This window comes from Ensifer sp. YR511 (assembly GCF_900103045.1).
GTDB lineage: Bacteria > Pseudomonadota > Alphaproteobacteria > Rhizobiales > Rhizobiaceae > Ensifer > Ensifer adhaerens.
In genome coordinates, this window is record NZ_FNGR01000007.1 from 79,354 (window position 1) to 101,638 (window position 22,285).

Here is a 22,285-nt window from a genome sequence, read left to right on the forward strand (position 1 = left end):
ATCAAACTCACTTTGTAGCTTCGGCAGGCTTTTCGTCGGCAGCGGCCGTCGTCTGCGCTGCTTCGGCAGTCGGCTTGGCGTCCGGGTTCCAGTCCGTCGGCTCGACAGGGGCACCGGGGCCGATCTTCTGGAAGCCTTCGACGATGACCTTTTCGCCGGCCTTGATGCCGGAGGTCACCTGCCAGCGGGTGCCGATCGTGCGGCCGAGGGTCACGTTGCGGAACTCGACCTTGTTGTCGGCGCCGACGACATAAACCTGCGACTGGCCGGCGTTGTTGCGCTGGACGGCCTGCTGCGGAACGGTGATCGCGTCCTTCTCGACGCCCTGCTGCACAAGTACGCGAACATACATGCCGGGAAGCAGGTCGTTGTCGGGGTTCGGGAATTCGCCGCGCAGGGTCACCTGGCCGGTCGTCGCGTCGACGGCGGCTTCCGAGAACAGGAGCTTGCCCTTGTGCTCATAGGTGGTGCCGTCGTCGAGCACGAGCTGGACTTCGGCTTCCTCGCCGTCGCCGTTCATCATCTGGCCGTCCTCGAGCGCCTTGCGCAGGCGGATGAGGTCGGTCGCCGACTGGGTGAAGTCGGCGTAGAGCGGGTCGAGCTGCTGGATCGTCGCGAGATTTTCCGAGCTGTTGGTGCTGACGAGCGCGCCTTCGGTGATCAGCGCACGGCCGATGCGGCCGCTGATCGGTGCCGTCACGTCGGCATATTGCAGGTCGAGCTTGGCCGCAGCGAGGCCGGCTTCGGCGATCGCGACATCGGCGTCGGCCGTCGCAAGCAGCGCAGCCGCATCTTCCAGCTGCTGCGCGGCGACGACGTTCGCCTTCTTCAGCTGCTCCTGGCGATCGGCCTTCTGCTGGGCCTGCTGGCGAATGGATTGGGCGCGCCGAAGCGTGGCCTCTGCCTTTTCGACCTGGACGCGGAAGGGGGCGGGATCGATGCGGTAGAGCACGTCACCGGCGTTGACCTTGGAGCCCTGCTGGAAGACGCGTTCGACGACAATGCCGGAAACGCGCGGACGAACCTCGGCGACACGGGTCGCGGCGATGCGGCCCGGAAGCTCGTTGGTGATCGGCAGGGTTTCGGTCTTGGTCGTGAAGACCGCGACGGCGGACGGTGGGAATGCGGCGGCGCCCTGTTGTGCTTCCTCTTTCTGGCAGCCGGAAAGAAGAATCACAGTTGCCAAGGCGGCGGCCAGTGTCGGTCGGTTCATGCGCATAGCGATGTCCATATTCGGTGACCGCAGGCGACAGGTGCATCTCGCAAGGTGCCCGTGCGGTCCGGAAGTGAAGGGGAGCGGAACCGGTATCGCTTGGGGAAAATACCGGAAAGCTAATATACAAACACAAATGTATGTTAAATCGCTTTGCAGCGCAACAGAGTCATTCAGCACGGCTATTCAAAAAATAATTCAGCCGCCACAAGGGGTTAGTCCCGTGGCGGCCGGTTTTCACGCAGCTGTGATGAGGCCTTAGCCTCAAAACGCATCAGGCGAGGACGCGGTCGTCGTCGCCGAAACGGTGCATGGCACCGACCGTCGGCGTCGCATAGACGATGTCGTCAGGCGCGTAGCGATGTTCGCCGAAGAGGCGGACGGTGATGGTGCCGACCTGCTCGGAATCGATATAGACGATGGTGTCGGCGCCGAGGTGCTCGACATGCACGACCTTGCCCTTCCAGTCGCCGCTCTCGCGTGAAAGCGCCATGTGCTCCGGGCGGATGCCGATCGTCTTGGCTTTGACATCGCCGAGCCGGGCGCCTTCGATGAAGTTCATCTGCGGCGAGCCGATGAAGCCAGCGACGAAGACGTTGGCCGGGCGATTGTAGAGATCCATCGGCGAGCCGATCTGCTCGATCTGGCCGGCGTTGAGGACGACGATCTTGTCGGCGAGCGTCATCGCCTCCACCTGGTCGTGGGTCACGTAGATCATCGTCGCCTTCAGGCTTCGATGCAGCCGGGCAATCTCAAGCCGGGTGTTGACGCGCAGCGCCGCGTCGAGGTTCGAAAGCGGCTCGTCGAACAGGAAGAGCTTCGGTTCGCGCACGATCGCGCGGCCGATCGCCACGCGCTGACGCTGGCCGCCCGAAAGCTCGGCCGGGCGACGGGCGAGGTAGGGATCGAGCGACAGCATGTTCGCAGCCTTGCCGACCTTGTCCTCGATCTCCGCCTTCGGAGCGCCGGCCTGTTTCAGGCCAAGGCCCATATTGTCCTTCACCGACAGGTGCGGATAGAGCGCGTAGGACTGGAACACCATGGCGATGCCGCGCTTGGCGGGCGGCACGTGGCCGACTTCCGTGCCGTCGATCTGCACGCTGCCGGAGGTCGCGTCCTCGAGGCCAGCGATGGTGCGCAGCAAGGTCGACTTGCCGCAGCCCGACGGGCCGACGAAGATGACGAACTCGCCGTCCTTCACCTCGAGGTCGATGCCCTTCAGCACCTCATGGCTACCGTAGGCCTTGCGGATGGATTTGAGTTGAAGCGATCCCACCTGGTTGCCCCCTTTAAAGTTTGACTGGTCTGCCGGTGCGCACGCTTTCGTCTGCGGCAAGGCAGATGCGTAGCGACTGCACGGCGTCGTTCATGTGACGGTCGAGGTCGATGTTTTCGCGAATGGCCTTCAGCACATAGGCCTGCTCGCGGTCGCAGAGTTCCTGGTGGCCGGGCTCGCCGTCCATCTTCAGGTCCTCGTCGGCTTTCAGGAAACGGCCATCGGGACCGGTTTCGGCATTGTGCAGCCGGATCACCGCGGTTTTGGTGTGCATGTCGATGTCGTCGGACTTGGCATTCTGGTCCATGACGATCGACACCGATCCCTTCGGCGACATCACGTCCTTCACGAAAAAGGCGGTTTCCGAGATCATCGGCCCCCAGCCGGCTTCGTACCAGCCGGCCGAACCATCCTCGAAGATCACCTGCAGGTGACCGTAATTGTACATGTCGGGCGCGATCTCGTCGGAGAGGCGGAGCCCCATGCCGCGCACTTCCACCGGCTTGGCGTCTGTGATCTGGCACATGACGTCGACATAGTGCACGCCGCAATCGACGATCGGCGACGTCGTCTTCATCAGCGACTTGTGCGTCTCCCAGGTCGGTCCGCTGGACTGCTGGTTCAGGTTCATGCGGAAGACATAGGGACCGCCGAGCTTGCGCGCTTCGGCGATCAGCCGGATCCACGAGGGGTGATGGCGCAGGATGTAGCCGATCACCAGCTTGCGGCCGTGCTTCTTCGCAGCCGCGACGACGCGCTCGGCGTCGGCGACGGTGGTTGCGAGCGGCTTTTCGACGAAGACGTCGGCGCCGGCCTCGAACGCCATGACCGCAAAGTCCGCATGGCTGTCCGAATAGGTGCAGATCGAGCAGAGCTCGGGCTTCAACTCGGCCAGGGCCGTCTTGAAGTCCGGATGGATTGTGTAGCCGCTCAGTTCCTCCGGCAGCGGCACCTTCGAGCGGTTGACGAGGCCGACGATCTCGAAGCCGGGATTGTTGTGATAGGCGAGCGCATGGCTGCGCCCCATGTTGCCGAGCCCCGCGACGAGGACCCGGACCGGTTTGCTGCTTGCACTCACTTGACTGCTCCTGCCGTGATGCCGCGGATCAGTTGCCGCGAGAAGATGACGTAGAGGACGAGAACCGGAAGGATGGCGAGCGACAGTGCCGCCAGAACCGCGTTCCAGTTGGTGACGAACTGGCCGATGAAGATCTGCGAGCCGAGCGTCACGGTCTTGGTGGTTTCCGCCGGCGCGAGGATCAGCGGGAACCAGAGGTCGTTCCAGATCGGGATCATCGTGAAGACCGCGACGGTTGCCATGGCCGGACGGACGAGCGGCAGAACCAGGCGGAAGAAGATCGAATACTCCGACAACCCGTCGATGCGCCCGGCGTTCTTCAAGTCATCCGAGACCGTGCGCATGAACTCCGAGAGAATGAAGATCGCGAGCGGCAGGCCTTGGGCCGTATAGACGAGGATCAGTGCCGTCAGCGTGTTGACGAGGTTGGCAGCGACCATGCCCTGCAGAATGGCGACGGTGCCGAGACGGATCGGGATCATGATGCCGATCGCGAGATAAAGGCCCATGAGCGTGTTGCCACGGAAGCGGTATTCCGACAGCGCGAAGGCGGCCATCGCCCCGAAGAGCAGCACCAGCGCGATCGAGACGATCGTGACGATGAAGCTGTTCTGGAAATAGGTGGCGAAGTCCCCCTGGCCAAGGACGGTCTGATAGCCGATCAGGCTGAAGGTCTGCGGCGTCGGGATCGTCAGCGGCGCCCGAAAGATCGCGTTGCGATCCTTGAACGAGTTGATGATCGTCAGGAACACCGGAAACAGCGAGATGAGCGTGTAGGCGATGAGCGCTGCATGCACGAAGCCGGTGCGGAGAAATGAATCGCGTGCTTTCGACATCTCCGGTCTCCTCAGAACTGGTAGCGGCGCATGCGGCGCTGAATGACGAAGAGGTAGAGCGAGACGCCGGCGAGGATGATGAGGAACATCACCGTGGCGATCGTCGCGCCCATCGAGCGGTCGCCGAGCTGCAGCTGGAAACCGAAGAAGGTGCGGTAGAGCAGTGTACCGAGAATGTCGGTCGAGCCGTCGGGACCGGCAAGCGCGCCCTGCACCGTGTAGACCAGGTCGAAGGCGTTGAAGTTGCCGACGAAGGTCAGGATCGAGATGATGCCGATGGCCGGCAGGATCAGCGGCAGCTTGATCTTCCAGAACTGGCTCCAGCCGGTGACGCCGTCGCATTCGGCAGCCTCGATCACCTCATCCGGAATGTTGAGCAGGGCGGCATAGATCAGCATCATCGGGATGCCGACATATTGCCAGACCGAGATCAGCGACACGGTGATGAGCGCCGAGCCCGGCTTGCCGAGCCAGGGGGCAAACAGTGACTTCAGGCCGACGAGGTCGAGCATGCCGGGTGCCACGCCCCAGATCGGCGACAGGATCAGCTTCCAGATGAAGCCGACGATCACGAAGGAGAGCAGCGTCGGCAGGAAGATCGCCGTGCGGTAAAAGGTGACGAAGCGCAGCTTCGGGATCGACAACATGGCGGCGAGCGCAACGCCGATCGGGTTCTGCACGCACATGTGGATGATGAAGAAGATGACGTTGTTCTTCAGCGCATTCCAGAAGTCGTGCGCCCAGCGCTCTTCGCCAAACAGCGTCTGGAAATTCGCAAGGCCGACAAAGGTCGACTGGCCGTCGACCGTGTTGAACAGCGAAAGCCTGAGCGTCTCGATCAACGGCAGGATCATCACCGCCGAATAGACCAGGAAGGCCGGCAGCAGGAAGACGAGGATGTGCCAGCGTTTCGGCCGCCTTGCGGTCGGCTGTCCCTCTTGCACTGAAAGAGCGTCACTCATGGATCCATCCGTTTCTAGAAGACCGGTCCCCAGACAATCATGATGCGCACCGGCGCCACGCGGCCGGTCGCGCCGCATGCCGTCTGCCCCTTTATCGAGGGCTCATGACGAAGGTTAAGTCTATCGCGTTCTTTTGCAAACGACTGCGTCGGTGGCCTCCCACTGTGGGAGGCCGGTGACGCTTCGGCTGGGGGAGTGCCGTGATTCGGCATGTCGCCCCGCCCGGTCCCTACGGCATCCTTAAATCCATCCGGCTAAAGGTGCTCTATGCACGTCCAGAACGTGCGGCGCTGTAGGGCCGACCCTCCCCAAGAAGGGGAGGGAACCTGTTGCGCTTACGTCTTACTTCGCCGGCTTGTACCAGGCGTCGAGGCCCTTCTGCAGCTTCTCGGCGGCAACCTCAGGCGTATCCGTGCCGTTGATCACGTTGGCCGATTCGACCCAGGTCTCATTTTCCAGGCTCGGGGTGCCGCGTGCCAGGATCTGGTAGGTCGAGCGGATCGTCGGCTTGCACTTTTCGCGCCAGGAGACGAATTCCTGGGCGAGCGGATCGGTCATCTTCACCGGGGTCGAGTTGAGGCTGAAGAAGCCCGGCAGTGCGTTGGCGTAGATGTCGGCGAACTCAGGCGAAGCAACCCAGGTCAGGAAGGTCTTGGCCTGCTCGGCATGTGCGCTCTTGGCATTGAGGCCGATACCGATGTCGTTGTGGTCCGAAATGTAGCAGGTGTCGCCAGCGTTTTTGACCGGCGGCGGGAAGGCGCCCATCTTGAACTGAGCCTGGGTGTTGAACAGGCCGATCTCCCACGAGCCGGCCGGATAGATGGCGGCACGGCCGAGGGTGAACAGGTTCTGGCTGTCCGGATAGGTCTGGGCTTCGAAGCCGTCGCCGAGATAATCCTTCCACTTGGCAAGAACGCGGTAGGGCTCGACCCACGGCTCATCGGTCAGCTTCTGCTCGCCCTTGATCAGCGCGGCGCGGCCTTCCTCACCCTTCCAGTAGTTCGGGCCGATGTTCTGGTAGCCCATGGTTGCGGCTTCCCAGAGATCCTTGGTGCCCATCGCCATCGGGATGTAGTTGCCGTCGGCCTTGATCTTGTCGAGGGCAGCGAAGAATTCCGCTTCCGTCGTCGGGATCTGGATGCCGAGCTGGTCGAAGGCGTCCTTGTTGTAGATGAAGCCGTGGATGACCGATGCCATAGGCACGCAGAAGGTGGCCTTGCCGTCATCGGTGGTCCAGGCGGACTTGGCGACCGGCGAGAAGTTTTCCATGCCCGGCAGGCTCGTCAGGTCGGCGAGGTGCTTCTTGTTGTAAAGTTCGAGCGAGACGTCGAACGGACGGCAGGTGACGAGGTCGCCTGCGGAGCCGGCGTCGAGCTTGGCGTTGAGCGCGGCATTGTATTCGGTCGGTGCCATCGGGGCGAACTTGACCTTGATGCCCGGGTTCTTGGCTTCGAAGGCCGGGATCAGCTTTTCCTGCCAGATCGCCAGGTCGTCGTTGCGCCAGCTTTCGATGGTCAGCGTCACGTCCTCGGCGTGCGCCAGCCCGGCCGTGCCGAGAATGCTCGACGCAAGCAGCAGGCCCTTGATAGTCGTACGGGTCATTCAGCTTCTCCCTCTTATGTTGCGCCGTTTTGGCGCGGTTTGAATCCCAGGCTTATGTCAGGCCGTGACGATATCGATCGCCCGGCGCAGGTTCTGTCTGGCCTCTTTCAGTGCCGCCTCCGCGACCGCAACGTCCTTCGCGCCAGAGGCGAGAAGGATTGCGACCTTGACCGAGCCGGAGGCCATGTTGATCAGCCGGCCGGCCTCGCCAGCGCCGATGCCGGTAATGTCGGTAACGATGCGGATTGCGCGGCCGTGCAGCTTGATATTGTCGGCGCGCAGGTTGACCATGTGGCCGTCGAGCACATGCCCGAGTTGAATGCCGACCAGCGTCGAGAACATGTTGAAGGCGATCTTCTGCGCGGTACCGGCGCCCATGCGCGTCGAACCGGAAACCACTTCCGGGGGCGTCTGCAGAAGGATCGAAACGTCGGCGTCCTTGAACAGCGCCGCACCAGGATTGTTGGCGACAGCGATCACCTTGGCGCCCAGCTTGCGGGCCTCGTCGGCCGCGGCGAGCGCGTAAGGGGTGGAGCCGCTGGCGGAAACGGAAACAAGGCAGTCGCCCGCGCCGATGCCGGCCTTGCGGACGTCGTTGCGGGCAAGGTCCATGTCGTCTTCATAGCCGCCCGCAAGGTCGCTCAGGCTGGCGGTGCCGCCGGCAAGCAGAACGACGATCTGGTCCTGGGGAATGCCGTAGGTGCCGGGCAGTTCGAGCGCATCGGCCATCGCCATCAGGCCGGAACTGCCAGCGCCCGCATAGGCGAGACGCCGGCCGGATGCGAGGGATTCGGCCGCGAGCGATGCGGCAGCCGCGATCGACTCGATCGCCGCGTCGACGGCCTTGGCGGCCGCCTGCTGGCCGGACGCGAGCAGCCGGAGCGCCAGCGCCGGATGCATAAGATCCAGGCCCTTGGCGTTGTCGTGGCGCTCTTCGGTCTTGGCTGACGGCATGGGTTGTATCTCCTCTTGGTCAAATTAATGCCAAAAAAATACCAATTGTCCAGCAGAATTTAAGTTTTGACGTCTTAAAAAACTAAACAGCTAAATTAGCCCTTGAATTTCAACGTATTGCAACGAAAACGAAACTGCAGACGGATTCAGGCTTGGTTATTGGTATTTTTTTGGTATCCTCAATGGGCGGAGGTGCTAATGACAAATTACCTGATCGGAATCGATGGCGGCGGAACGAGCTGTCGGGCTGCCGTGGCATCGGCGGATGGGCGCATTCTCGGGCGCGGCAAGGCGGGTGCGGCCAATATCCTGACAGACCCGGAAACCGCGCTTGCCAATATCGGTGAGGCCGCACGCGCCGCCTTTATAGAAGCGGGCCTTGATCCCCAGGGCATAACCGCTGCCAAGGCGATCGTCGGTGTCGCCGGGCACAATGTCGGCGACGCCGTGCATTATGTTAAGCGCCGCCTGCCGTTCGCCGCATCCGATATCGAATCCGATGGCTTGATTGCCCTTCAGGGCGCGCTCGGCAATCGTGACGGTGCGGTCGCCATTCTCGGTACCGGCAGCATCTATATCCTTCGCCAGGGCGAAACCGTCAGCTATGTCGGCGGCTGGGGCTTCACCATCGGCGACCATGGCAGCGGTGCACGCATCGGCCATGCGCTTCTGCAGGAAAGCCTGCTTGCCTTCGACAATATTCATGAAGCCTCGGCGGTCACCGACAGCGTCCTTGCCGAATTCAACAACGAGGCGCGCGACGTCGTCGATTTCGCCCGCCTCGCCAAGCCCGGGGAATTCGGCCGCTATGCGCCGCGTGTTTTCGAAGGCGCCGCCGCCGGCGACCCGGTTGCCGTGCGCATCCTGAAAGCCGCTGCCCTCACAGTGGACGAGGCGCTTGATGTCGTCGTTGCAAGAGGCTGCGAAAGATTGTGCCTTCTTGGCGGATTGGCGCCGCTCTATCGCCCCTGGCTTGCCGATCGGCATCAGGCCCTGCTCGTCGAGGCGGAAGCCGACGCGCTGACCGGATCGGTCGCCGTTGCCGCCCAGCGTTTCGGCACCCAGGCGAGGGCAGGCGCATGACGCATCAGCTCGCTTCCATTCTGCCGCTCGAGGGTCTGCAGTCCGGAGGGTCGGGGCCGCTCTATCTCAAGCTTCGGCAATCGCTCGAAGACGCGATCCAGTCGGGCAAGTTGAACCACGGCGACGCTCTGCCGCCCGAGCGTGATCTTGCCGACTACGCCAACATCAGCCGCGTCACCGTGCGCAAGGCGGTGGACGATCTCGTGCGCGACGGCCTGCTGGTTCGCCGCCACGGCTCCGGCACCTTCGTCGTCAAGCCGGTCTCCAAGGTGCAGCAGTCGCTCTCGCGGCTGACCTCGTTCACCGAAGACATGGCGCGCCGCGGCCTGAACACCCACGCCCGCTGGCTGGAGCGCGGCCTGTTTCACCCCTCTCCGGATGAGATGATGGCGCTCGGCCTTCCGGCCGACGCGCTGGTTGCTCGCCTCGGGCGCCTGCGCATCGCCGACGACATGCCGCTTGCCATCGAGCGCGCCAGCATTTCGGCGGAGTTCCTGCCGGACCCGCAGGCCGTCACCTCGTCGCTCTATACTGCGCTCGACAAGACCCGCTCGCGACCGGTTCGCGCCGTGCAGCGCATCTCCGCCTGCAACATCAAGGATCCGGATGCCTCGATGCTCGGCGTCGCCGTCGGTTCGGCCGGTCTTTCCATCGAACGTGTCTCCTATCTCGCATCGGGACGCGTCGTCGAATTCACCCGCTCGCTCTACCGGGGCGATGCCTATGACTTTGTCGCGGAACTGACGCTGTCGGAATCCTAAAAGCGACGGCTCCGCCAAGAAAGGGAATTGACCATGCAGACCAATATGCGCCGAGAAATCGACGAGATCCCCGAAGCCGCCCAGCGTCTGCTGGAACGCTCCGCCGACCAGCTGAAGGCCGCCGGCGCCGCACTGCGCGCCAAGGATCCGGCCTTCCTCGTCACTATCGCCCGCGGCTCCTCCGACCATGCGGCGCTGTTCCTCAAATATGCGATCGAGCTGCAAGCCGGCGTGCCCGTCGCTTCGCTCGGCCCGTCGCTCGCCTCGATCTACGGTGCCAAGCTGAAGCTCGGCGGTGCCGCGGCGATCGCGATTTCGCAGTCGGGCAAGAGCCCGGATATCGTCGCCATGGCAAAGGCTGCAACCGATGCCGGCGCGGTCTCGATCGCGCTCACCAACACGCTGCCGTCGCCGATTTCAGAGGCCTGCACCAACCCGCTCGACATCTTGGCCGGTCCGGAAATCGCCGTTGCCGCCACGAAGTCATACGTCAATTCGATCGTCGCTGGCCTTGCCGTGCTCGGCGAATGGACCGGCGACGCTGCACTTCAGCGCGCGGTCGCCGACCTGCCGAACCAGTTTGCCAAGGCCGTGAAGCTCGACTGGCAGGCCTTTGCCGACGATCTCGGCGAAGCCGAATCGCTCTATGTGCTCGGCCGCGGCCCGGCGCTCGCCATCGCCAGCGAAGCGGCGCTGAAGTTCAAGGAAACCTCCGGCATGCATGCGGAAGCCTATTCGGCGGCCGAAGTGCTGCACGGGCCGGTGGCGCTCGTCGGCGCCAAGTTCCCGGTGCTCACGCTTGCCGCACGTGATGCGGCCGAGACGTCGGTTGCCGGCATTGCCGACGGTATGGCGGAAAAGGGCGCGGTGGTTCATGCTACTTCGAACCTCGCCGTCAAGGCCAAGCGCCTGCCGTTCGTCGAGACCGGTCACCCGATCACCGACGCGCTGACGCTGATCCTGCCGTTCTACGGTTTCGTCGAGGCCTGGTCGCGTTCGCGCGGTCTCAATCCCGATGCGCCGGCAAGCCTCAAGAAGGTAACGGAGACGAGATGAGCGAGAGGAAGGCAATCACCGGCGCCCGCCTGTTCGACGGCGTCGAATGGCACGACGGCTGCGCCCTCGTCATCGAAGCTGGTCGCGTCAAGGCGATCGTGGCGTCGGCCGACATTCCCGCCGACGCCGAACGGATCGATGCCCACGGCATGCTGCTGGTGCCGGGTTTCATCGACCTGCAGGTCAACGGCGGCGGTGGTGCGCTTCTGAACGAGGAGCCGACCGTCGAAGGCATCCGGCAGATCTGCTCGGCCCATGCCAAGTTCGGCACCACGGCGCTTCTGCCGACGCTGATCACCGATACGCGCGAAATCCGAAGCGCCACCATCAAGGCCGGCCTTGAGGCAAAGGCGGCCGGTGTGCCCGGTTTCCTCGGGCTGCATCTCGAAGGCCCGCATCTTTCGGTCGCGCGCAAGGGTGCTCATGATCCGAAACTGATCCGGTCGATGGACGATGCCGATCTCGCCGAAATGCTCGATTGCGCCAAGGCGCTCGGTGTCCTGATGGTGACTGTGGCGCCGGAAAACGCCACCAGGGAGCAGGTAAAGGCGCTCGCCGATGCCGGTGCCGTCGTCAGCCTCGGCCACACGGATGTCGGCTATGAAACTGCGGTCGCCTACGCCAAGGCGGGTGCACGTACCGTCACTCACCTCTTCAATGCCATGAGCGGTCTCGGCCATCGCGAGCCGGGCGTGGTCGGTGCTGCGCTTGCCACCGGCACGCTGCATGCGGGCCTGATTGCCGACGGCTATCACGTCGAGCCGGCGTCGATGGGCGTGGCGCTGCGCGCCAAGGTGGGGCCGGGCCAGATCTTTCTCGTCACGGACGCGATGTCGCCGATCGGCACCGACATGAAGAGCTTCCAGCTCAATGGCCGCGAAATCCTGCGCGAAGGTGGCCGCTTGACGCTTGCCGACGGCACGCTTGCCGGCGCCGACATCGACATGCTGTCTTCGGTGCGCTTCGTGCACGAGAAGCTTGGCCTCCCGGTCGAGGAAGCCCTTCGCATGGCGTCCGCCTATCCGGCCGATGCCATGGGGCTTGCCACTCACAAGGGACGGCTGAAGCCCGGAGCGGACGCCGATTTCGTGTTGCTCACGCCTGAACTCGGCATGGGCTCCACCTGGATTGGCGGCGACCAGGCCTACGCAGCCTGATTGCCGCTTACGAGAAGATTTGACAAGAAGACCCGGAAAGCGCTCCGCTCTCCGGGTCTTTCCTATGAGGGAAGGAAAGGCGCCGATCAGCGCGGGCTGCGGGCCGCAAGCTTCACCTTCATCGCCCGCACCGTCTCCGGATCGGTGCGGCGCCGATCGGCGGAAACGAAGCCCATATCGACCAAGCGTGGATCCTGAGCCGGCTCACCAATCGAGCAGGAGGAGTGCACTTCGCTGACCGTGAGGTGATCGAGCAGAGCGTCGACCGTCTTCAGCGTGACGCCGGATCCCGGCATGATCGACAGCCTGGCCTTGGCAAGGCCGATGATTTCGCTAAGGCGGTCGATCGCCTGCGGCGCGCTCCTGGCCCCGCCTGAGGTGAGAATGCGCTCGAAGCCAAGGTCGACTGCGATTTCCATCGCCTCGGCGAAATCCGGGACGAGGTCGAAGGCCCGGTGCAGCGTCATGCCGAGTCCGGCTGCATGGCCGCTGAGCTTGGTGAGCATCGATGTGTCGAGCCGGCCATCGGCAAGCGAGGCGCCGAGCACGACGCCGGCCAGACCGGCATCCCGCACCGCGTCGATATCGCGGCGCATCGCGTCGAGGTCAGCGGGTGAGAAAATGAAGTCGCCGGGCCGCGGCCGGATCATCGCGTAGACGGGCACTCGTGGCGGGCCAGCCAGCGCCATAAGGCCGGGATTGGGCGTGAGGCCACCGACGGAAAGGGCGGCGCAAAGCTCGATCCGGTCGGCGCCACCTTCGATGGCCGCGTAAAGCCCGTCGGCATCGTCGACGCAGACTTCGAGTTTGATGTCGCTCATGCCTTGTCTCCTGAAAGCCCGAGCAGCGCCGCGCCAATGAGGCCGGGCTCGATCCGGCATTCGCCGCGTACAACCAACGGCCGGTCGAACCGCCGCAGAATCCGGCTACGCACCGCCTTGTCGATCTCGGCGAGCAGTTCCTCGGCATTGGAAAGGCCGCCGCCGACGGGCACGATCGTCGCACCCGTGATGTTGATGACGAGCGCCAGCGGTGAGCTGACGAGCTCGACGAGCAGGTCGACCGTGCGTTTCGCCTTGGCGTCGCCAACCTTCCAGGCCTCGATGATCTCTTGGCTCGAAAGCGTCTTGCCGTGAGCGGTCTGGTGCAGCCGTTCCAGCCCGCGGGCGCCGCCGACGGTATCGACGCAGCGCTTCTGGCCGCAGCCGCAGGCGTAGGCGGGAATCGCCATTGGTGGATCCCCGGCCTCCGACGCGATCGCCGGGCCATGGCCCCATTCGCCGGCGAATCCGCCATCGGCATTGATCAGCCGGCCGTCGATGACAAGGCCGCCGCCGACCCCGGTGCCGAGGATGGCACCAAAGACGATGCGATGACCGCGCCCTGCACCCGCTCCGGCCTCGGCCAGCGCAAAACAGTCGGCGTCATTGGCGATCTTCACCGGCAGATGCAGCGCCGCCTCGAGTTCAGCAACCAGTTCGAGCCCGTCGATGCAGGGAATGTTGGCGCATTTGATGCGCCGCGTCTCGGGATCGATCACGCCGGTGATCGAGATCGCCACGCAGTCCGGGTGTCCGCCCGCTTCGTCCAGAACCGATTCGAGCGCCTGCACGAACTGGCGGAAATTGGTAAGCGGCGTGGTTCGGCGCGGCAGCGGAAAGATCCGGTCGCGCGAATGCACGATCGCGCCTTTGATTGCAGAGCCGCCGATATCGAAACAGACGATCATGCCTCACCCCGGATGATCGCCTCGGCCGAAAGCGCCACCGAAAGCAGCCGGTCGTCCTGGTGATGCGGGGCCGCAAGCTGGAAGCCGACCGGCATTTCCGCCGCCCCGAGCCCGCAAGGAATGGAGATGCCGCAGAAATCCAGGAAGTTGCCGATCGAGGTGTTGCGCAGCGTCTTGCCGTTGATCTTGAAGAACAGCTCGTCGTCTTCGAGAAGCGGCGCGATCGGCGGGGCGACATGGGGCAGCGTCGGGTGGGCGATGAGTTCGTTCGGCTTCAGACTTTCGACCGTCTCGTGGATCAGCTGGTCGCGCGCGTCGAGGAGCGCGATGTAGTCGGGCATGGAGATCTTCTCGCCGAGCCGCGTGCGGGCGACGACGCGTGGATCCATCGCGTTGGCCTCGGGCCCGGCCAGACGCTCGCGGTGCAGCGCATAGGCCTCCGCCGTCACCAGGGCGCCGTGGCGGGCCATCAGCCCGAACACGGCCGAGAAGGATGGAAAAGCGCGGCGGCTGACGGCAACGCCCGCCTTCTCGAGCCGCTTGATCGCGTCCTCGAAGGCCTCGACGACTTCCGGCTCCGCATCGTCGAACACCACTGTTTCCGGGATCACCAGCGCGATGCTCGAGAGGTCGGCGCGGCGCACGGTCGGCGCCGTCAGCCCGTGCATGGCGGCGTCCACCCAGACGGCATCCTGTACCGTGTGGCAGAGTGGCCCGAGCGAATCGAGGCTTTCAGCCAGCGGAAAAATGCCCTTCATCGCATAGCGGCCGCGCGTCGCCTTGTAGCCGACGATGCCGGTGAAGGCTGCGGGAATGCGGACAGATCCGCCGGTGTCGGTACCGATGGCCGCCGGCACCAGTCCGGCCGCAACCGCGACCGCCGAGCCCGACGACGAGCCGCCGGGAATGCGCTCGACGTCGGTGGCCGCCGGGTTGCGCGGCGTGCCGTAGTGCGGGTTGAGGCCAAGGCCGGAGAAGGCGAATTCACTAAGGTTGGTGCGACCGACACTGACCATGCCGGCGGCGGAAACGGCGGCGACCACAGGCGCGTCGCTCGTTGCCGGCGCGTTCGTCCGAAGCACGGCCGAGCCGGCGGTCGTAACGTTGCCGGCGGTGTCGAACAGGTCCTTCCAGGCGACCGGCAGGCCGTCGAGCAGACCGAGCGAGCGCCCGGCCCTCAGACGCTTCGAGGCAGCCTCCGCATCCCGCGTCGCGCGCTCCGGCGTCAGCTCGACAAAGATGGCGTAATCGCCGTGTGCGTCGATCGCCGCATAGGTTTCCTTGGCGAGCTCCACCGGATCCAGCTTGCCGCTCTGCACCAGCACTGAAAGGCTGGCGAGTGTCTTTTGTTCTGTCATGTCATCCTCCGCGGAGCGCTGCTGCCGGCATCCCGTATGTCTACAATATCGCCGCTCCCGGCGTTTTCCATGCTTCCCTTAGACGAGGCGCATGAATCTTGCATAAAGACGGGTGCCTGCCGGGACTATCTTGTCGCCGGTAGCGCCTCTGCCTACATGCACCATCGAACCTTGGCCCATGCTGGAGAGCGATGATGATCCTGGACGCGGCGCGACTGTCGCTTGCCAATCTGTTTGCACCCGAGACCCGATCGGTCTTCTGGAAGGTGCTGGGCCTGACGATCCTTGCGCTTGTCGCCCTGTGGTTTGCGGTGCGCGAAGTGTTCATCTGGCTCGCCTTGCCCTGGATCGACACGCTGATGCCGGGCACACCCGTCTGGGCCGGCTGGCTGACCTTCGTGCTCGGCATCTTCGCAAGCCTTGGCCTGGCCCTGGCGCTCGCCCTGCTTCTTGCGCCCGTCACCGCACTGATCGCCGGCTTCTTCCTCGACGACGTCGCCGACGTCATCGAGAAGCGTGACTATCCGAACGAGCCCCCGGGACGGCCGCTGCCGCTCGGCGAGGCGGTTGCCGGCTCACTGAAGTTCCTGGGCGTCGTGATCCTCGGCAACCTCCTGGCGCTGGTGCTGCTGCTCGTTCCGGGCGTCAATCTCGTCGCCTTCTTCCTGGTCAACGGCTATCTGCTCGGCCGCGAATTCTTCGAGTTTGCGGCGATGCGCTATCGCGCGCCGGCGGAAGCGCGGCTCTTCCGGGAAAAGCACCGCTCGACCGTCTTTCTCGCCGGTCTGCTGCTCGCGGGCTTCCTGGCTGTGCCCTTCGTCAACCTTTTGACGCCGCTCTTTGCCGCCGGCCTGATGGTGCACCTGCACAAGCGTCTTTCGGCTAGGGGTCCCGGGTTCTCGCTGCGTGTGGCGGCGAAGGCATAAGGCCTTGCTTGACATAAGGCCGGCTGTGGCCAATCTGCCGGCAAACGGCGCCGCGCGCCCATGGAGTTTGCAAGAATGAGCAACACCGACGAACGGATCACCCGCCTCGAGGAGACCGTGGCCCATCAGGCCAAGACCATCGAGGAGCTTTCCGATCAGCTTGCCGAGCAATGGAAGGTGGTCGAGCAGGCGCGCGCCAAGCTCGACCGGCTGACCGAAAGGTTCCTGACGCTCGAAGAGCAGTCGCTCGACGCGCCGGCAATCACGAAGCCGCCGCATTACTGATCGCCGCGCTCACGTCAGGACAAGCAAAAAAATGGCCGCCGGTCCAATGAACCGGCGGCCTTTTTCATGACGCAAGCGCTGCTCTTAGTAAGGGCAGGACTCGTCGCTCATGTAGTCGTGGACCTGGACCTTGCCGGCAATGATTTCGGCCTTCACCTTTTCCACCGCGTCGAGCATCTCCGGCGTGATCAGCGCCTTGTTGTTGTCGTCGAGCGCGTAGCCGACGCCGTCTTCCTTGAGGCCGAGGTTGGAAATGCCGAATTCGAACTTGTCGTTCTTGGCTGCCGTGAAGGCTTCGTAGACGGCGACGTCGACGCGCTTCAGCATCGAGGTCAGGACCTTGCCCGGCTGCAGGGCGTTCTGGTTGCTATCGACGCCGATGCCGAGCTTGCCCGCATCTGCGGCTGCCTGCAGAACGCCGACACCGGTGCCGCCGGCTGCGTGGTAGACGACATCCGAGCCCTGGTCGATCTGGGACTTGGCGATTTCGCCGCCCTTGACCGGGTCGTTCCAGGCGTCCGGCGTCGTGCCGGTGTAGGCTTCCAGAACCTTGACGTCAGCGCCGGTCGACTTGGCGCCGCCAACGTAGCCACAGGCGAACTTGTGGATCAGCGGAACGTCCATGCCGCCGACGAAGCTGACGGTCTTCGACTTGGAAGCGAGACCGGCGAGAACGCCGACGAGGTAGGAGCCTTCCTGTTCCTTGAAGACGACCGACTTGACGTTCGGCTTCTCGACGACCATGTCGATGATCGCGAACTTGATATCCGGATATTCCGGCGCGATCTTCTCGAGCGAAGCCGCCCAGTTGAAGCCGGCCATGACGATCGGGCTGTTGCCGTCGCTGGCGAAGCGGCGCAGCGCCTGTTCACGCTGGGCATCGTTGGCGATTTCGAACTCGCGGTATTCGACGCCCGATTCCGTCTTGAACTTCTCGGCGCCGTTAAAGGCAGCCTCGTTGAAGGATTTGTCGAACTTGCCGCCGAGATCGTAGATGATCGCCGGCTTGATGTCGGCGGCCAGTGCCGTGGCGGACATCATCGAAAAGGCAAAAAGACCGAGAATTGTTTTTTTCATCGTGCAGCCCTGTTGTCGCTATTGATCTTATTGGGTCCTCCCGCCGGCTCCCTGACGGAAGCCTGTCTGCGGAACCCACCCCCTTCTCCTTGGGGCTAGGGTGGCGCATCCTTGCACGGTCACGGCAAAAAAACACTCAAAATTTTTCAGATGGTAAAAATTGAAGCCACGGATACCGGCACTCGTAAGGCACCGGTTCTGTTGCATTTTTTGAGATCACGATAAGGTGTCCCGGTCGGTCCGGTGCGGCCTCAGGGTTGTGGGTATCGCGACCGCGCGCGGGATGCCACCCGTGGGGTATGCGTCTAGTGGCCGATCGGGCAGCTGACGCCGGTGCCGCGCAGGCCGCAATAGCCGCTGGGGTTCTTCGCCAGATATTGCTGGTGGTAGTCCTCGGCGAAATAGAACGGTCCCGCCATGCCGATCTCGGTCGTCACCCTGCCGCCGTGATTGGCGTGCTTCAGCGCCGTCTGGAAAGTGGTGCGCGCGGCCTTGGCGTGCGCCAACTGCTCGTCGTCATAGGCATAGATCGCCGAGCGGTAGGTGGTGCCGATATCGTTGCCCTGGCGCATGCCCTGCGTCGGGTCGTGTTCCTCGAAGAAGGTCCTGAGCAGGCTCGCGAGCTTCACCTTTTCCCGATCATAGACGACCAGGACCACTTCGGCATGGCCGGTAAGCCCTGTCGTCGTTTCCTGGTAGGTCGGGTTCGGCGTCAGCCCGCCGGCATAGCCGACCGCGGTCACGTAGACGCCGGGGATGTTCCACAGCAATCGTTCGGCGCCCCAGAAGCAGCCCATGCCCAGAAGGATGCTCTTGGTGCCGTCGGGGTAGGGGCTTTTCAACGGCCGGCCGGAAACGAAATGTGTCTCGGCCGTCGGGATCGCGGCGTCACGGCCCGGCAGCGCCGTCTGCGCGTCCGGCATGATCGTTTTCTTGTTGAACATGTCGATCAGGAACATCAGCACACTCCTTTCGATGCGAAGGCCGCCTGCAATGCGTCAGGCGGCGAATCGTCCGGCCGCCGGCCGCTTCTTGTATCCGACCATCCATAGCACGAGGGCGATCAGCGCCAGCACCGCAAAGGCCGGCTGCTGCAGCAGCCAATGCAGCATCCCGTGCCAGATCGTCGGTGCGGTATCGGAACGTTGCGCAAACTGGACCCAGCTTGCCGTGTCGGCGCCAAGCGCTTCCAGGTCGTCGCCGAGCGACGTCATGACCAGTTCCGATGCTGCGACCGACTGGATCGCGTCGACGGCACCGGCAAGCACGGCGGCAAACAACGCGACGGCGCTCGCCAGCCTCAATAGAAATCGCATCGGACGGCATTCCCTTCAATTCGCTGGCTGGCGCCGGTCATCGGCTCGGCGCGTCGCCCTGCCGCATCTTCTCCGATCGCCCGTGCCTCGGACAAGGCCCGACAATGAAAATATGCGGCAATCTGGCATGCCGGAGGATGTGGCCGAGACGGGCCGGACGCATCGGACACGCCCTGACGCAAGAGATAAGCCCCTTGCCCGGAGTGCACAATGGGAACCGGGAACCCGCCCGCGTCACAAGATGTCAATAATCTGTCAGAAAGCAGTTGATCCCGGGCAAATCATCGGTATATAGACGCGCGTCCGCCGGTTATCAGCCGGCTGACGCCGAAGGGCCCCGCCCTTCCCATCCAGCCGGATTGACCATCGGCTGCTGACGGATGGACAGGTGGCCGAGTGGTTGAAGGCGCACGCCTGGAACGCGTGTATACGTGAAAGCGTATCGAGGGTTCGAATCCCTCTCTGTCCGCCATTTCCCCCTTGTTCTACTTCCATTACCAATGCGCATTAAGCGCTACCCTTGTCCTGTCTACTGGCGGGTATTGATCTGAAGCGCCGTGACAAAGTCGTTTGGTGCGCAAAGTCGCGTCCCTTCCTCCTCCTGCTGAACAGCGCACTTGTTATTGAGATAAGTCCGTGCTTATGTGTTTGGCATGATCGAGAACGAGATATTCCGAGCCCTGGCTGACCCCACGCGCCGCGCCATCTTCGAGAAGCTTGCTGATGGAAGCATGAATGCCAGCGCTTTGCGGGAAGGTATGGACATAAGCCAGCCGGCCATGTCCCAGCACATTTCGGTGTTGCGGAGTGCCGGGTTGGTGAAGGAGCAGCGGCAAGGTCGGTTCGTAAACTACGAAGTCGACCCGGACGGGCTGGCCCAAATTGCGCAGTGGCTCGCGAAATACCGTGCCTACTGGCCGGCACGCATCGAAGCTCTGAAGATCTTGCTGAAGGATATGGACCAATGAACCGCGAAATCAGCGCCCCGGACGATAACAGCCTTGAGCTGGAATACGAACTCGACGAGGCGCCGCAGAAGGTCTGGCGCGCAATCAGCATCCCGGCGTTTCGCGAGAACTGGCTACCGAAAGAGGCATTGGCCGACCCCGATGGCGCCGTCGTCGTGCCTGGAGAAGAGGTCTGCTACAGGCTGCGCGAAACCGAAGCTCCGTTTCTCGAAAGTACGGTCACATTCCGGATCGCCCCGATTGGTTCGGGCGGCACCCGGCTGCGGATCGTCCACGAACTGCCGAATGTTCGCGGCGGTCGCGTGACCAGGACGGCCGCGAACAGCAACGATACTCTCATGCTCGCCGCCTAGACCGGCGAGCTTCCCCTCAATCTCTGGATAAATGGAGTTCGCCGATGCGCGAAGCGATGCAACTCGTCCCTATGGTCGTCGAGCAGTCGAACGGTGGAGAGCGGTCGTTCGACATCTATTCCCGCCTGCTGCGCGAGCGAATCATCTTTCTCAACGGTGAGGTGAACGACACGGTCTCTGCGCTGGTCTGCGCCCAGATGCTTCTTCTCGAAGCGGAAAACCCGAAGAAGCCCATCCATCTCTATATCAATTCGCCGGGTGGCGTGGTGACCAGCGGTTTCGCCATGTACGACACCATGCGCTACATCCGGGCACCGGTGCATACACTGTGCATGGGGACCGCACGGTCGATGGGTTCGTTTCTGCTGATGGCCGGCACGCCGGGCCAACGGGCCGCCTTGCCCAATGCCAGCATCCTCGTGCACCAGCCATCGGGCGGTTTTCAGGGCCAGGCGTCCGACATGCAGATCCATGCCGAGGAGATCCTTCGCACCAAGCAGCGCATGACGCGCCTCTATGCGGAACATTGCGGACGGACCTACGAGGAGTTCGAACGCGCTATGGACCGGGACCGTTTCATGACCGCAGAAGAAGCATTGGAATGGGGCCTGATCGACACCATCCTGAAGGTTCGCGACGACGGCGAGCCGGCGGCCTCCAGCGGCTTTGCCCTCTAACGGTCTGTCACTGTTCGGCGGGCTACCGGCCGATAACGGATGGTCCGCTGCCGAGCCCCTCGAAGGCGCCCCCCTGCCAAGGGAGTATCCCCGACGTCCGAATCGCCTGGCGCTAAAAAATCGTCGCCCGCGCGATCCGTTTCGCCTCTCCGCTTCGTCTTTGGTGCATCCGCAACGAAGGAGAAGCACCATGACCACTGCACCCGTCACTCTCGTCAACGTTCTGAAGGTCGAACCCGGCAAGCAGGAGCAGTTGATCGCGCTGTTGAAGCGCAACATCGACACCGTCATCCGCACGCTCGGCGGCTGGCGGACGAGCCGGCTGATTGCTGCCAGGGATGGCACCAGCGTCATCATCTATTCGGAATGGGAGACGCCCGCGGCCGTCGAGGCGATGCGCGCCGATGTCAGGATGAAGGCCTATTTCCCACAGATCCTCGAACTGGCGAGCCTCGAATCGGTCATCGGTGAGGTGGTCCTCAGCGATCACAGCTGATGTCGAACGGCCGTCCGTTGCCGGAGCCGGTTTCGATCGGTCAGGCAGCGGACATTTTCTTCAGTCCACGCTATCGTCCGAACCGGCCCCTGGAGATATCCCCATGGAACTCGATATCATGAATACGGAAGACTTCGAGGATCGCTTGAGGGAACTCCGGCCGCGGCTGCACCGCTATTGCGCGCGCATGACCGGCTCGGCCGTGGATGGTGAGGACGTGCTGCAGGACACGCTGATCAAGGCCGTGCAGGCGCGGGCGGATGGCGTGGTGGTGGACAATCTCGAAGGCTGGCTGCTGCGCATCGCCCACAACACCAGTCTGGATTTTGTGCGCCGGCGGTCCAGGCACAAGATCGTCCCGCTGCTCGATGACATGGAAGATGCGCCGCTGCCCGAGGCGGACATCGTCGCGATCGGCTTTCAAACTTTCCTGCAACTGCCGGAACTTCAGCGCTGTGCGGTGATCCTGAAGGATGTGCTCGGCCATTCGATCGAGGAAATCGCCGCTATCGCCGAGTGTACGCCGGCGGCGGCCAAATCGGCGCTGCAGCGCGCCAGGGTGGCGCTCAGGCTCCTGACCGAACGCCCGGAGGATATGCGTCTGCCGCTGATGTCCGACGCGAACCGGCACAAACTGGCAAGTTTCGTGCGCTTCTTTCAGGGCGGCGACTTCGATGCCATCCGCGCCATGCTGGCCGACGATGTAAAACTTGAGCTGGTCAACAGGCTGAAGCTGGAGGGTCGCGAGGGCATCAGCCGCTATTTCACCCGCTATGCGCAGGAGACAAAGTGGCGTTTCGCGCTCGGCGCAATCGAAGGGCGGCCGGCCATGCTGGTTTTCGACAGTGCCGGCCCCATGGAAAAACCGGCGCATTTCGTCGTTCTCGATTGGCGTGGGGACGAGATCGCCGCGATCCGCGATTTTCTCTTCGCCCCCTATGTGCTTGAAACCGTTGATTGGGTTCGCCTGGCTTGAACTGCGAGAGAGCGGCTCTTTGCCAATTGAGGGTCCGTTCTCCGTCAAATGTTGACGGTTCTGCGCTATTCTTGGACTTTCGCTGGTATCGGCAGCCGTTGGGTTTCGGCAGGTTTCCCTGGCCGGTGTGGCACCGGCTCCGAGCA

Annotated in this window: 24 protein-coding genes and 1 tRNA gene; 12 read left to right on the top strand and 13 right to left on the bottom strand. The window is 63.4% G+C overall.

The features are described 5' to 3' along the window. Positions 1-7: 7 nt before the first annotated feature. The 7 genes from BLU15_RS14860 to BLU15_RS14890 all read right to left on the bottom strand — a co-directional run bounded on the left by BLU15_RS14860 (position 8) and on the right by BLU15_RS14890 (position 7,921). Entirely contained in the window at positions 8-1,231 is a 1,224-nt protein-coding gene (locus BLU15_RS14860; protein ID WP_034804880.1) for an efflux RND transporter periplasmic adaptor subunit, read from the bottom strand. 256 nt (positions 1,232-1,487) lie between these two features. Next, on the bottom strand, positions 1,488-2,489 hold the full coding sequence (locus BLU15_RS14865) for an ABC transporter ATP-binding protein (protein WP_090296153.1): 1,002 nt from the start codon (positions 2,487-2,489) through the stop codon (positions 1,488-1,490). A 13-nt stretch (positions 2,490-2,502) separates the two neighbouring features. Next, positions 2,503-3,567, bottom strand: coding sequence for a Gfo/Idh/MocA family protein (locus BLU15_RS14870; protein ID WP_060519458.1), 1,065 nt, complete (start codon positions 3,565-3,567; stop codon positions 2,503-2,505). Further along, positions 3,564-4,403: a carbohydrate ABC transporter permease gene (locus BLU15_RS14875; protein ID WP_060609508.1), complete on the bottom strand. Its 840-nt coding sequence runs from the start codon at positions 4,401-4,403 to the stop codon at positions 3,564-3,566. Before BLU15_RS14875 ends, BLU15_RS14870 begins: the two co-directional genes overlap by 4 nt. Positions 4,404-4,414: 11 nt before the next feature. Further along, positions 4,415-5,365 (bottom strand): carbohydrate ABC transporter permease, encoded by a 951-nt coding sequence (locus BLU15_RS14880; protein WP_034804869.1) that lies wholly within the window; start codon positions 5,363-5,365, stop codon positions 4,415-4,417. Positions 5,366-5,707: 342 nt separating this feature from the next. Further along, entirely contained in the window at positions 5,708-6,967 is a 1,260-nt protein-coding gene (locus BLU15_RS14885) for an ABC transporter substrate-binding protein (protein ID WP_034804866.1), read from the bottom strand. Between the two features lie 57 nt (positions 6,968-7,024). Further along, the gene (locus BLU15_RS14890; protein WP_090296155.1) at positions 7,025-7,921 is read right to left on the bottom strand and encodes an N-acetylmuramic acid 6-phosphate etherase; all 897 of its coding nucleotides are present in this window, start codon (positions 7,919-7,921) and stop codon (positions 7,025-7,027) included. A 198-nt stretch (positions 7,922-8,119) separates the two neighbouring features. Here BLU15_RS14890 and BLU15_RS14895 point away from each other — a divergent pair, with 198 nt between their 5' ends. Genes BLU15_RS14895 through nagA form a run of 4 tightly spaced genes read left to right on the top strand, consistent with a single transcriptional unit; the run spans position 8,120 to position 11,978 of the window. Beyond that, positions 8,120-9,004: a glucosamine kinase nucleotide-binding domain-containing protein gene (locus BLU15_RS14895; RefSeq protein WP_090296157.1), complete on the top strand. Its 885-nt coding sequence runs from the start codon at positions 8,120-8,122 to the stop codon at positions 9,002-9,004. Further along, the gene (locus tag BLU15_RS14900) at positions 9,001-9,765 is read left to right on the top strand and encodes a GntR family transcriptional regulator (protein WP_034804855.1); all 765 of its coding nucleotides are present in this window, start codon (positions 9,001-9,003) and stop codon (positions 9,763-9,765) included. Before BLU15_RS14895 ends, BLU15_RS14900 begins: the two co-directional genes overlap by 4 nt. 33 nt (positions 9,766-9,798) lie before the next feature. Beyond that, positions 9,799-10,821, top strand: a complete 1,023-nt coding sequence (locus BLU15_RS14905) for an SIS domain-containing protein (protein WP_034804852.1) — start codon at positions 9,799-9,801, stop codon at positions 10,819-10,821. Next, a complete protein-coding gene (gene nagA / locus BLU15_RS14910) occupies positions 10,818-11,978 on the top strand; it encodes an N-acetylglucosamine-6-phosphate deacetylase (protein WP_090296160.1) in 1,161 nt (386 codons plus the stop codon). Before BLU15_RS14905 ends, nagA begins: the two co-directional genes overlap by 4 nt. Positions 11,979-12,064: 86 nt before the next feature. Here the strand turns inward: nagA and BLU15_RS14915 are convergent, their stop codons facing one another. The 3 genes from BLU15_RS14915 to BLU15_RS14925 are packed head-to-tail and all read right to left on the bottom strand — an operon-like array spanning position 12,065 to position 15,065. After that, positions 12,065-12,799 carry a copper homeostasis protein CutC gene (locus BLU15_RS14915; protein WP_090296162.1) on the bottom strand — a complete coding sequence of 245 codons (735 nt, stop codon included), beginning with the start codon at positions 12,797-12,799 and terminating at the stop codon, positions 12,065-12,067. Then, positions 12,796-13,707, bottom strand: a complete 912-nt coding sequence (locus BLU15_RS14920) for an ROK family protein (RefSeq protein ID WP_090296165.1) — start codon at positions 13,705-13,707, stop codon at positions 12,796-12,798. Before BLU15_RS14920 ends, BLU15_RS14915 begins: the two co-directional genes overlap by 4 nt. After that, the gene (locus BLU15_RS14925) at positions 13,704-15,065 is read right to left on the bottom strand and encodes an amidase (protein WP_034804840.1); all 1,362 of its coding nucleotides are present in this window, start codon (positions 15,063-15,065) and stop codon (positions 13,704-13,706) included. Before BLU15_RS14925 ends, BLU15_RS14920 begins: the two co-directional genes overlap by 4 nt. Positions 15,066-15,259: 194 nt before the next feature. Between BLU15_RS14925 and BLU15_RS14930 the strand changes: the two genes are divergently transcribed. Together BLU15_RS14930 and BLU15_RS14935 are read left to right on the top strand one after the other, a co-directional pair. Further along, on the top strand, positions 15,260-15,991 hold the full coding sequence (locus tag BLU15_RS14930; RefSeq protein WP_090296405.1) for a sulfate transporter family protein: 732 nt from the start codon (positions 15,260-15,262) through the stop codon (positions 15,989-15,991). Positions 15,992-16,066: 75 nt separating this feature from the next. Beyond that, positions 16,067-16,276 (top strand): SlyX family protein, encoded by a 210-nt coding sequence (locus BLU15_RS14935; RefSeq protein ID WP_034804834.1) that lies wholly within the window; start codon positions 16,067-16,069, stop codon positions 16,274-16,276. 84 nt (positions 16,277-16,360) lie between these two features. Here BLU15_RS14935 and BLU15_RS14940 read toward each other — a convergent pair whose 3' ends face one another. The 3 genes from BLU15_RS14940 to BLU15_RS14950 all read right to left on the bottom strand — a co-directional run bounded on the left by BLU15_RS14940 (position 16,361) and on the right by BLU15_RS14950 (position 18,669). Further along, complete coding sequence (locus BLU15_RS14940) at positions 16,361-17,353, bottom strand: BMP family lipoprotein (protein WP_034804831.1); 993 nt, start codon at positions 17,351-17,353, stop codon at positions 16,361-16,363. Positions 17,354-17,658: 305 nt separating this feature from the next. After that, positions 17,659-18,312 (bottom strand): peptide-methionine (S)-S-oxide reductase MsrA, encoded by a 654-nt coding sequence (gene msrA / locus BLU15_RS14945; protein WP_090296166.1) that lies wholly within the window; start codon positions 18,310-18,312, stop codon positions 17,659-17,661. A 39-nt stretch (positions 18,313-18,351) separates the two neighbouring features. Further along, the gene (locus tag BLU15_RS14950; protein ID WP_090296169.1) at positions 18,352-18,669 is read right to left on the bottom strand and encodes a hypothetical protein; all 318 of its coding nucleotides are present in this window, start codon (positions 18,667-18,669) and stop codon (positions 18,352-18,354) included. Between the two features lie 382 nt (positions 18,670-19,051). Between BLU15_RS14950 and BLU15_RS14955 the strand changes: the two genes are divergently transcribed. The 6 genes from BLU15_RS14955 (at position 19,052) to BLU15_RS14980 (ending at position 22,139) form a co-directional block, all read left to right on the top strand. After that, positions 19,052-19,141: transfer RNA gene (locus BLU15_RS14955), tRNA-Ser, on the top strand. A 181-nt stretch (positions 19,142-19,322) separates the two neighbouring features. Then, a complete protein-coding gene (locus tag BLU15_RS14960) occupies positions 19,323-19,637 on the top strand; it encodes an ArsR/SmtB family transcription factor (protein WP_034804822.1) in 315 nt (104 codons plus the stop codon). Next, positions 19,634-19,990 carry an SRPBCC family protein gene (locus tag BLU15_RS14965; protein WP_090296171.1) on the top strand — a complete coding sequence of 119 codons (357 nt, stop codon included), beginning with the start codon at positions 19,634-19,636 and terminating at the stop codon, positions 19,988-19,990. Before BLU15_RS14960 ends, BLU15_RS14965 begins: the two co-directional genes overlap by 4 nt. 44 nt (positions 19,991-20,034) lie before the next feature. Further along, positions 20,035-20,667, top strand: a complete 633-nt coding sequence (locus tag BLU15_RS14970; RefSeq protein WP_034804815.1) for an ATP-dependent Clp protease proteolytic subunit — start codon at positions 20,035-20,037, stop codon at positions 20,665-20,667. 190 nt (positions 20,668-20,857) lie between these two features. Further along, positions 20,858-21,163, top strand: a complete 306-nt coding sequence (locus tag BLU15_RS14975; RefSeq protein ID WP_060580552.1) for a putative quinol monooxygenase — start codon at positions 20,858-20,860, stop codon at positions 21,161-21,163. 103 nt (positions 21,164-21,266) lie between these two features. Continuing rightward, positions 21,267-22,139 carry a sigma-70 family RNA polymerase sigma factor gene (locus BLU15_RS14980; RefSeq protein WP_090296174.1) on the top strand — a complete coding sequence of 291 codons (873 nt, stop codon included), beginning with the start codon at positions 21,267-21,269 and terminating at the stop codon, positions 22,137-22,139. The last annotated feature ends 146 nt before the right edge of the window (positions 22,140-22,285 follow it).

Excerpts from the sequence above, each read along its gene's own strand:
- BLU15_RS14960 (WP_034804822.1), top strand. The coding sequence starts at position 19,323 with ATGATCGAGAACGAGATATTCCGAGCCCTGGCTGACCCCACGCGCCGC.
- BLU15_RS14900 (WP_034804855.1), top strand. The coding sequence starts at position 9,001 with ATGACGCATCAGCTCGCTTCCATTCTGCCGCTCGAGGGTCTGCAGTCC.
- BLU15_RS14965 (WP_090296171.1), top strand. The coding sequence starts at position 19,634 with ATGAACCGCGAAATCAGCGCCCCGGACGATAACAGCCTTGAGCTGGAA.
- BLU15_RS14895 (WP_090296157.1), top strand. The coding sequence starts at position 8,120 with ATGACAAATTACCTGATCGGAATCGATGGCGGCGGAACGAGCTGTCGG.
- BLU15_RS14890 (WP_090296155.1), bottom strand. The coding sequence starts at position 7,921 with ATGCCGTCAGCCAAGACCGAAGAGCGCCACGACAACGCCAAGGGCCTG.
- msrA (WP_090296166.1), bottom strand. The coding sequence starts at position 18,312 with ATGTTCCTGATCGACATGTTCAACAAGAAAACGATCATGCCGGACGCG.
- BLU15_RS14925 (WP_034804840.1), bottom strand. The coding sequence starts at position 15,065 with ATGACAGAACAAAAGACACTCGCCAGCCTTTCAGTGCTGGTGCAGAGC.
- BLU15_RS14860 (WP_034804880.1), bottom strand. The coding sequence starts at position 1,231 with ATGGACATCGCTATGCGCATGAACCGACCGACACTGGCCGCCGCCTTG.
- BLU15_RS14935 (WP_034804834.1), top strand. The coding sequence starts at position 16,067 with ATGAGCAACACCGACGAACGGATCACCCGCCTCGAGGAGACCGTGGCC.
- BLU15_RS14920 (WP_090296165.1), bottom strand. The coding sequence starts at position 13,707 with ATGATCGTCTGTTTCGATATCGGCGGCTCTGCAATCAAAGGCGCGATC.
- BLU15_RS14940 (WP_034804831.1), bottom strand. The coding sequence starts at position 17,353 with ATGAAAAAAACAATTCTCGGTCTTTTTGCCTTTTCGATGATGTCCGCC.
- BLU15_RS14975 (WP_060580552.1), top strand. The coding sequence starts at position 20,858 with ATGACCACTGCACCCGTCACTCTCGTCAACGTTCTGAAGGTCGAACCC.
- BLU15_RS14880 (WP_034804869.1), bottom strand. The coding sequence starts at position 5,365 with ATGAGTGACGCTCTTTCAGTGCAAGAGGGACAGCCGACCGCAAGGCGG.
- BLU15_RS14875 (WP_060609508.1), bottom strand. The coding sequence starts at position 4,403 with ATGTCGAAAGCACGCGATTCATTTCTCCGCACCGGCTTCGTGCATGCA.
- nagA (WP_090296160.1), top strand. The coding sequence starts at position 10,818 with ATGAGCGAGAGGAAGGCAATCACCGGCGCCCGCCTGTTCGACGGCGTC.
- BLU15_RS14980 (WP_090296174.1), top strand. The coding sequence starts at position 21,267 with ATGGAACTCGATATCATGAATACGGAAGACTTCGAGGATCGCTTGAGG.
- BLU15_RS14905 (WP_034804852.1), top strand. The coding sequence starts at position 9,799 with ATGCAGACCAATATGCGCCGAGAAATCGACGAGATCCCCGAAGCCGCC.
- BLU15_RS14970 (WP_034804815.1), top strand. The coding sequence starts at position 20,035 with ATGCGCGAAGCGATGCAACTCGTCCCTATGGTCGTCGAGCAGTCGAAC.
- BLU15_RS14950 (WP_090296169.1), bottom strand. The coding sequence starts at position 18,669 with ATGCGATTTCTATTGAGGCTGGCGAGCGCCGTCGCGTTGTTTGCCGCC.
- BLU15_RS14930 (WP_090296405.1), top strand. The coding sequence starts at position 15,260 with ATGATCCTGGACGCGGCGCGACTGTCGCTTGCCAATCTGTTTGCACCC.
- BLU15_RS14885 (WP_034804866.1), bottom strand. The coding sequence starts at position 6,967 with ATGACCCGTACGACTATCAAGGGCCTGCTGCTTGCGTCGAGCATTCTC.
- BLU15_RS14915 (WP_090296162.1), bottom strand. The coding sequence starts at position 12,799 with ATGAGCGACATCAAACTCGAAGTCTGCGTCGACGATGCCGACGGGCTT.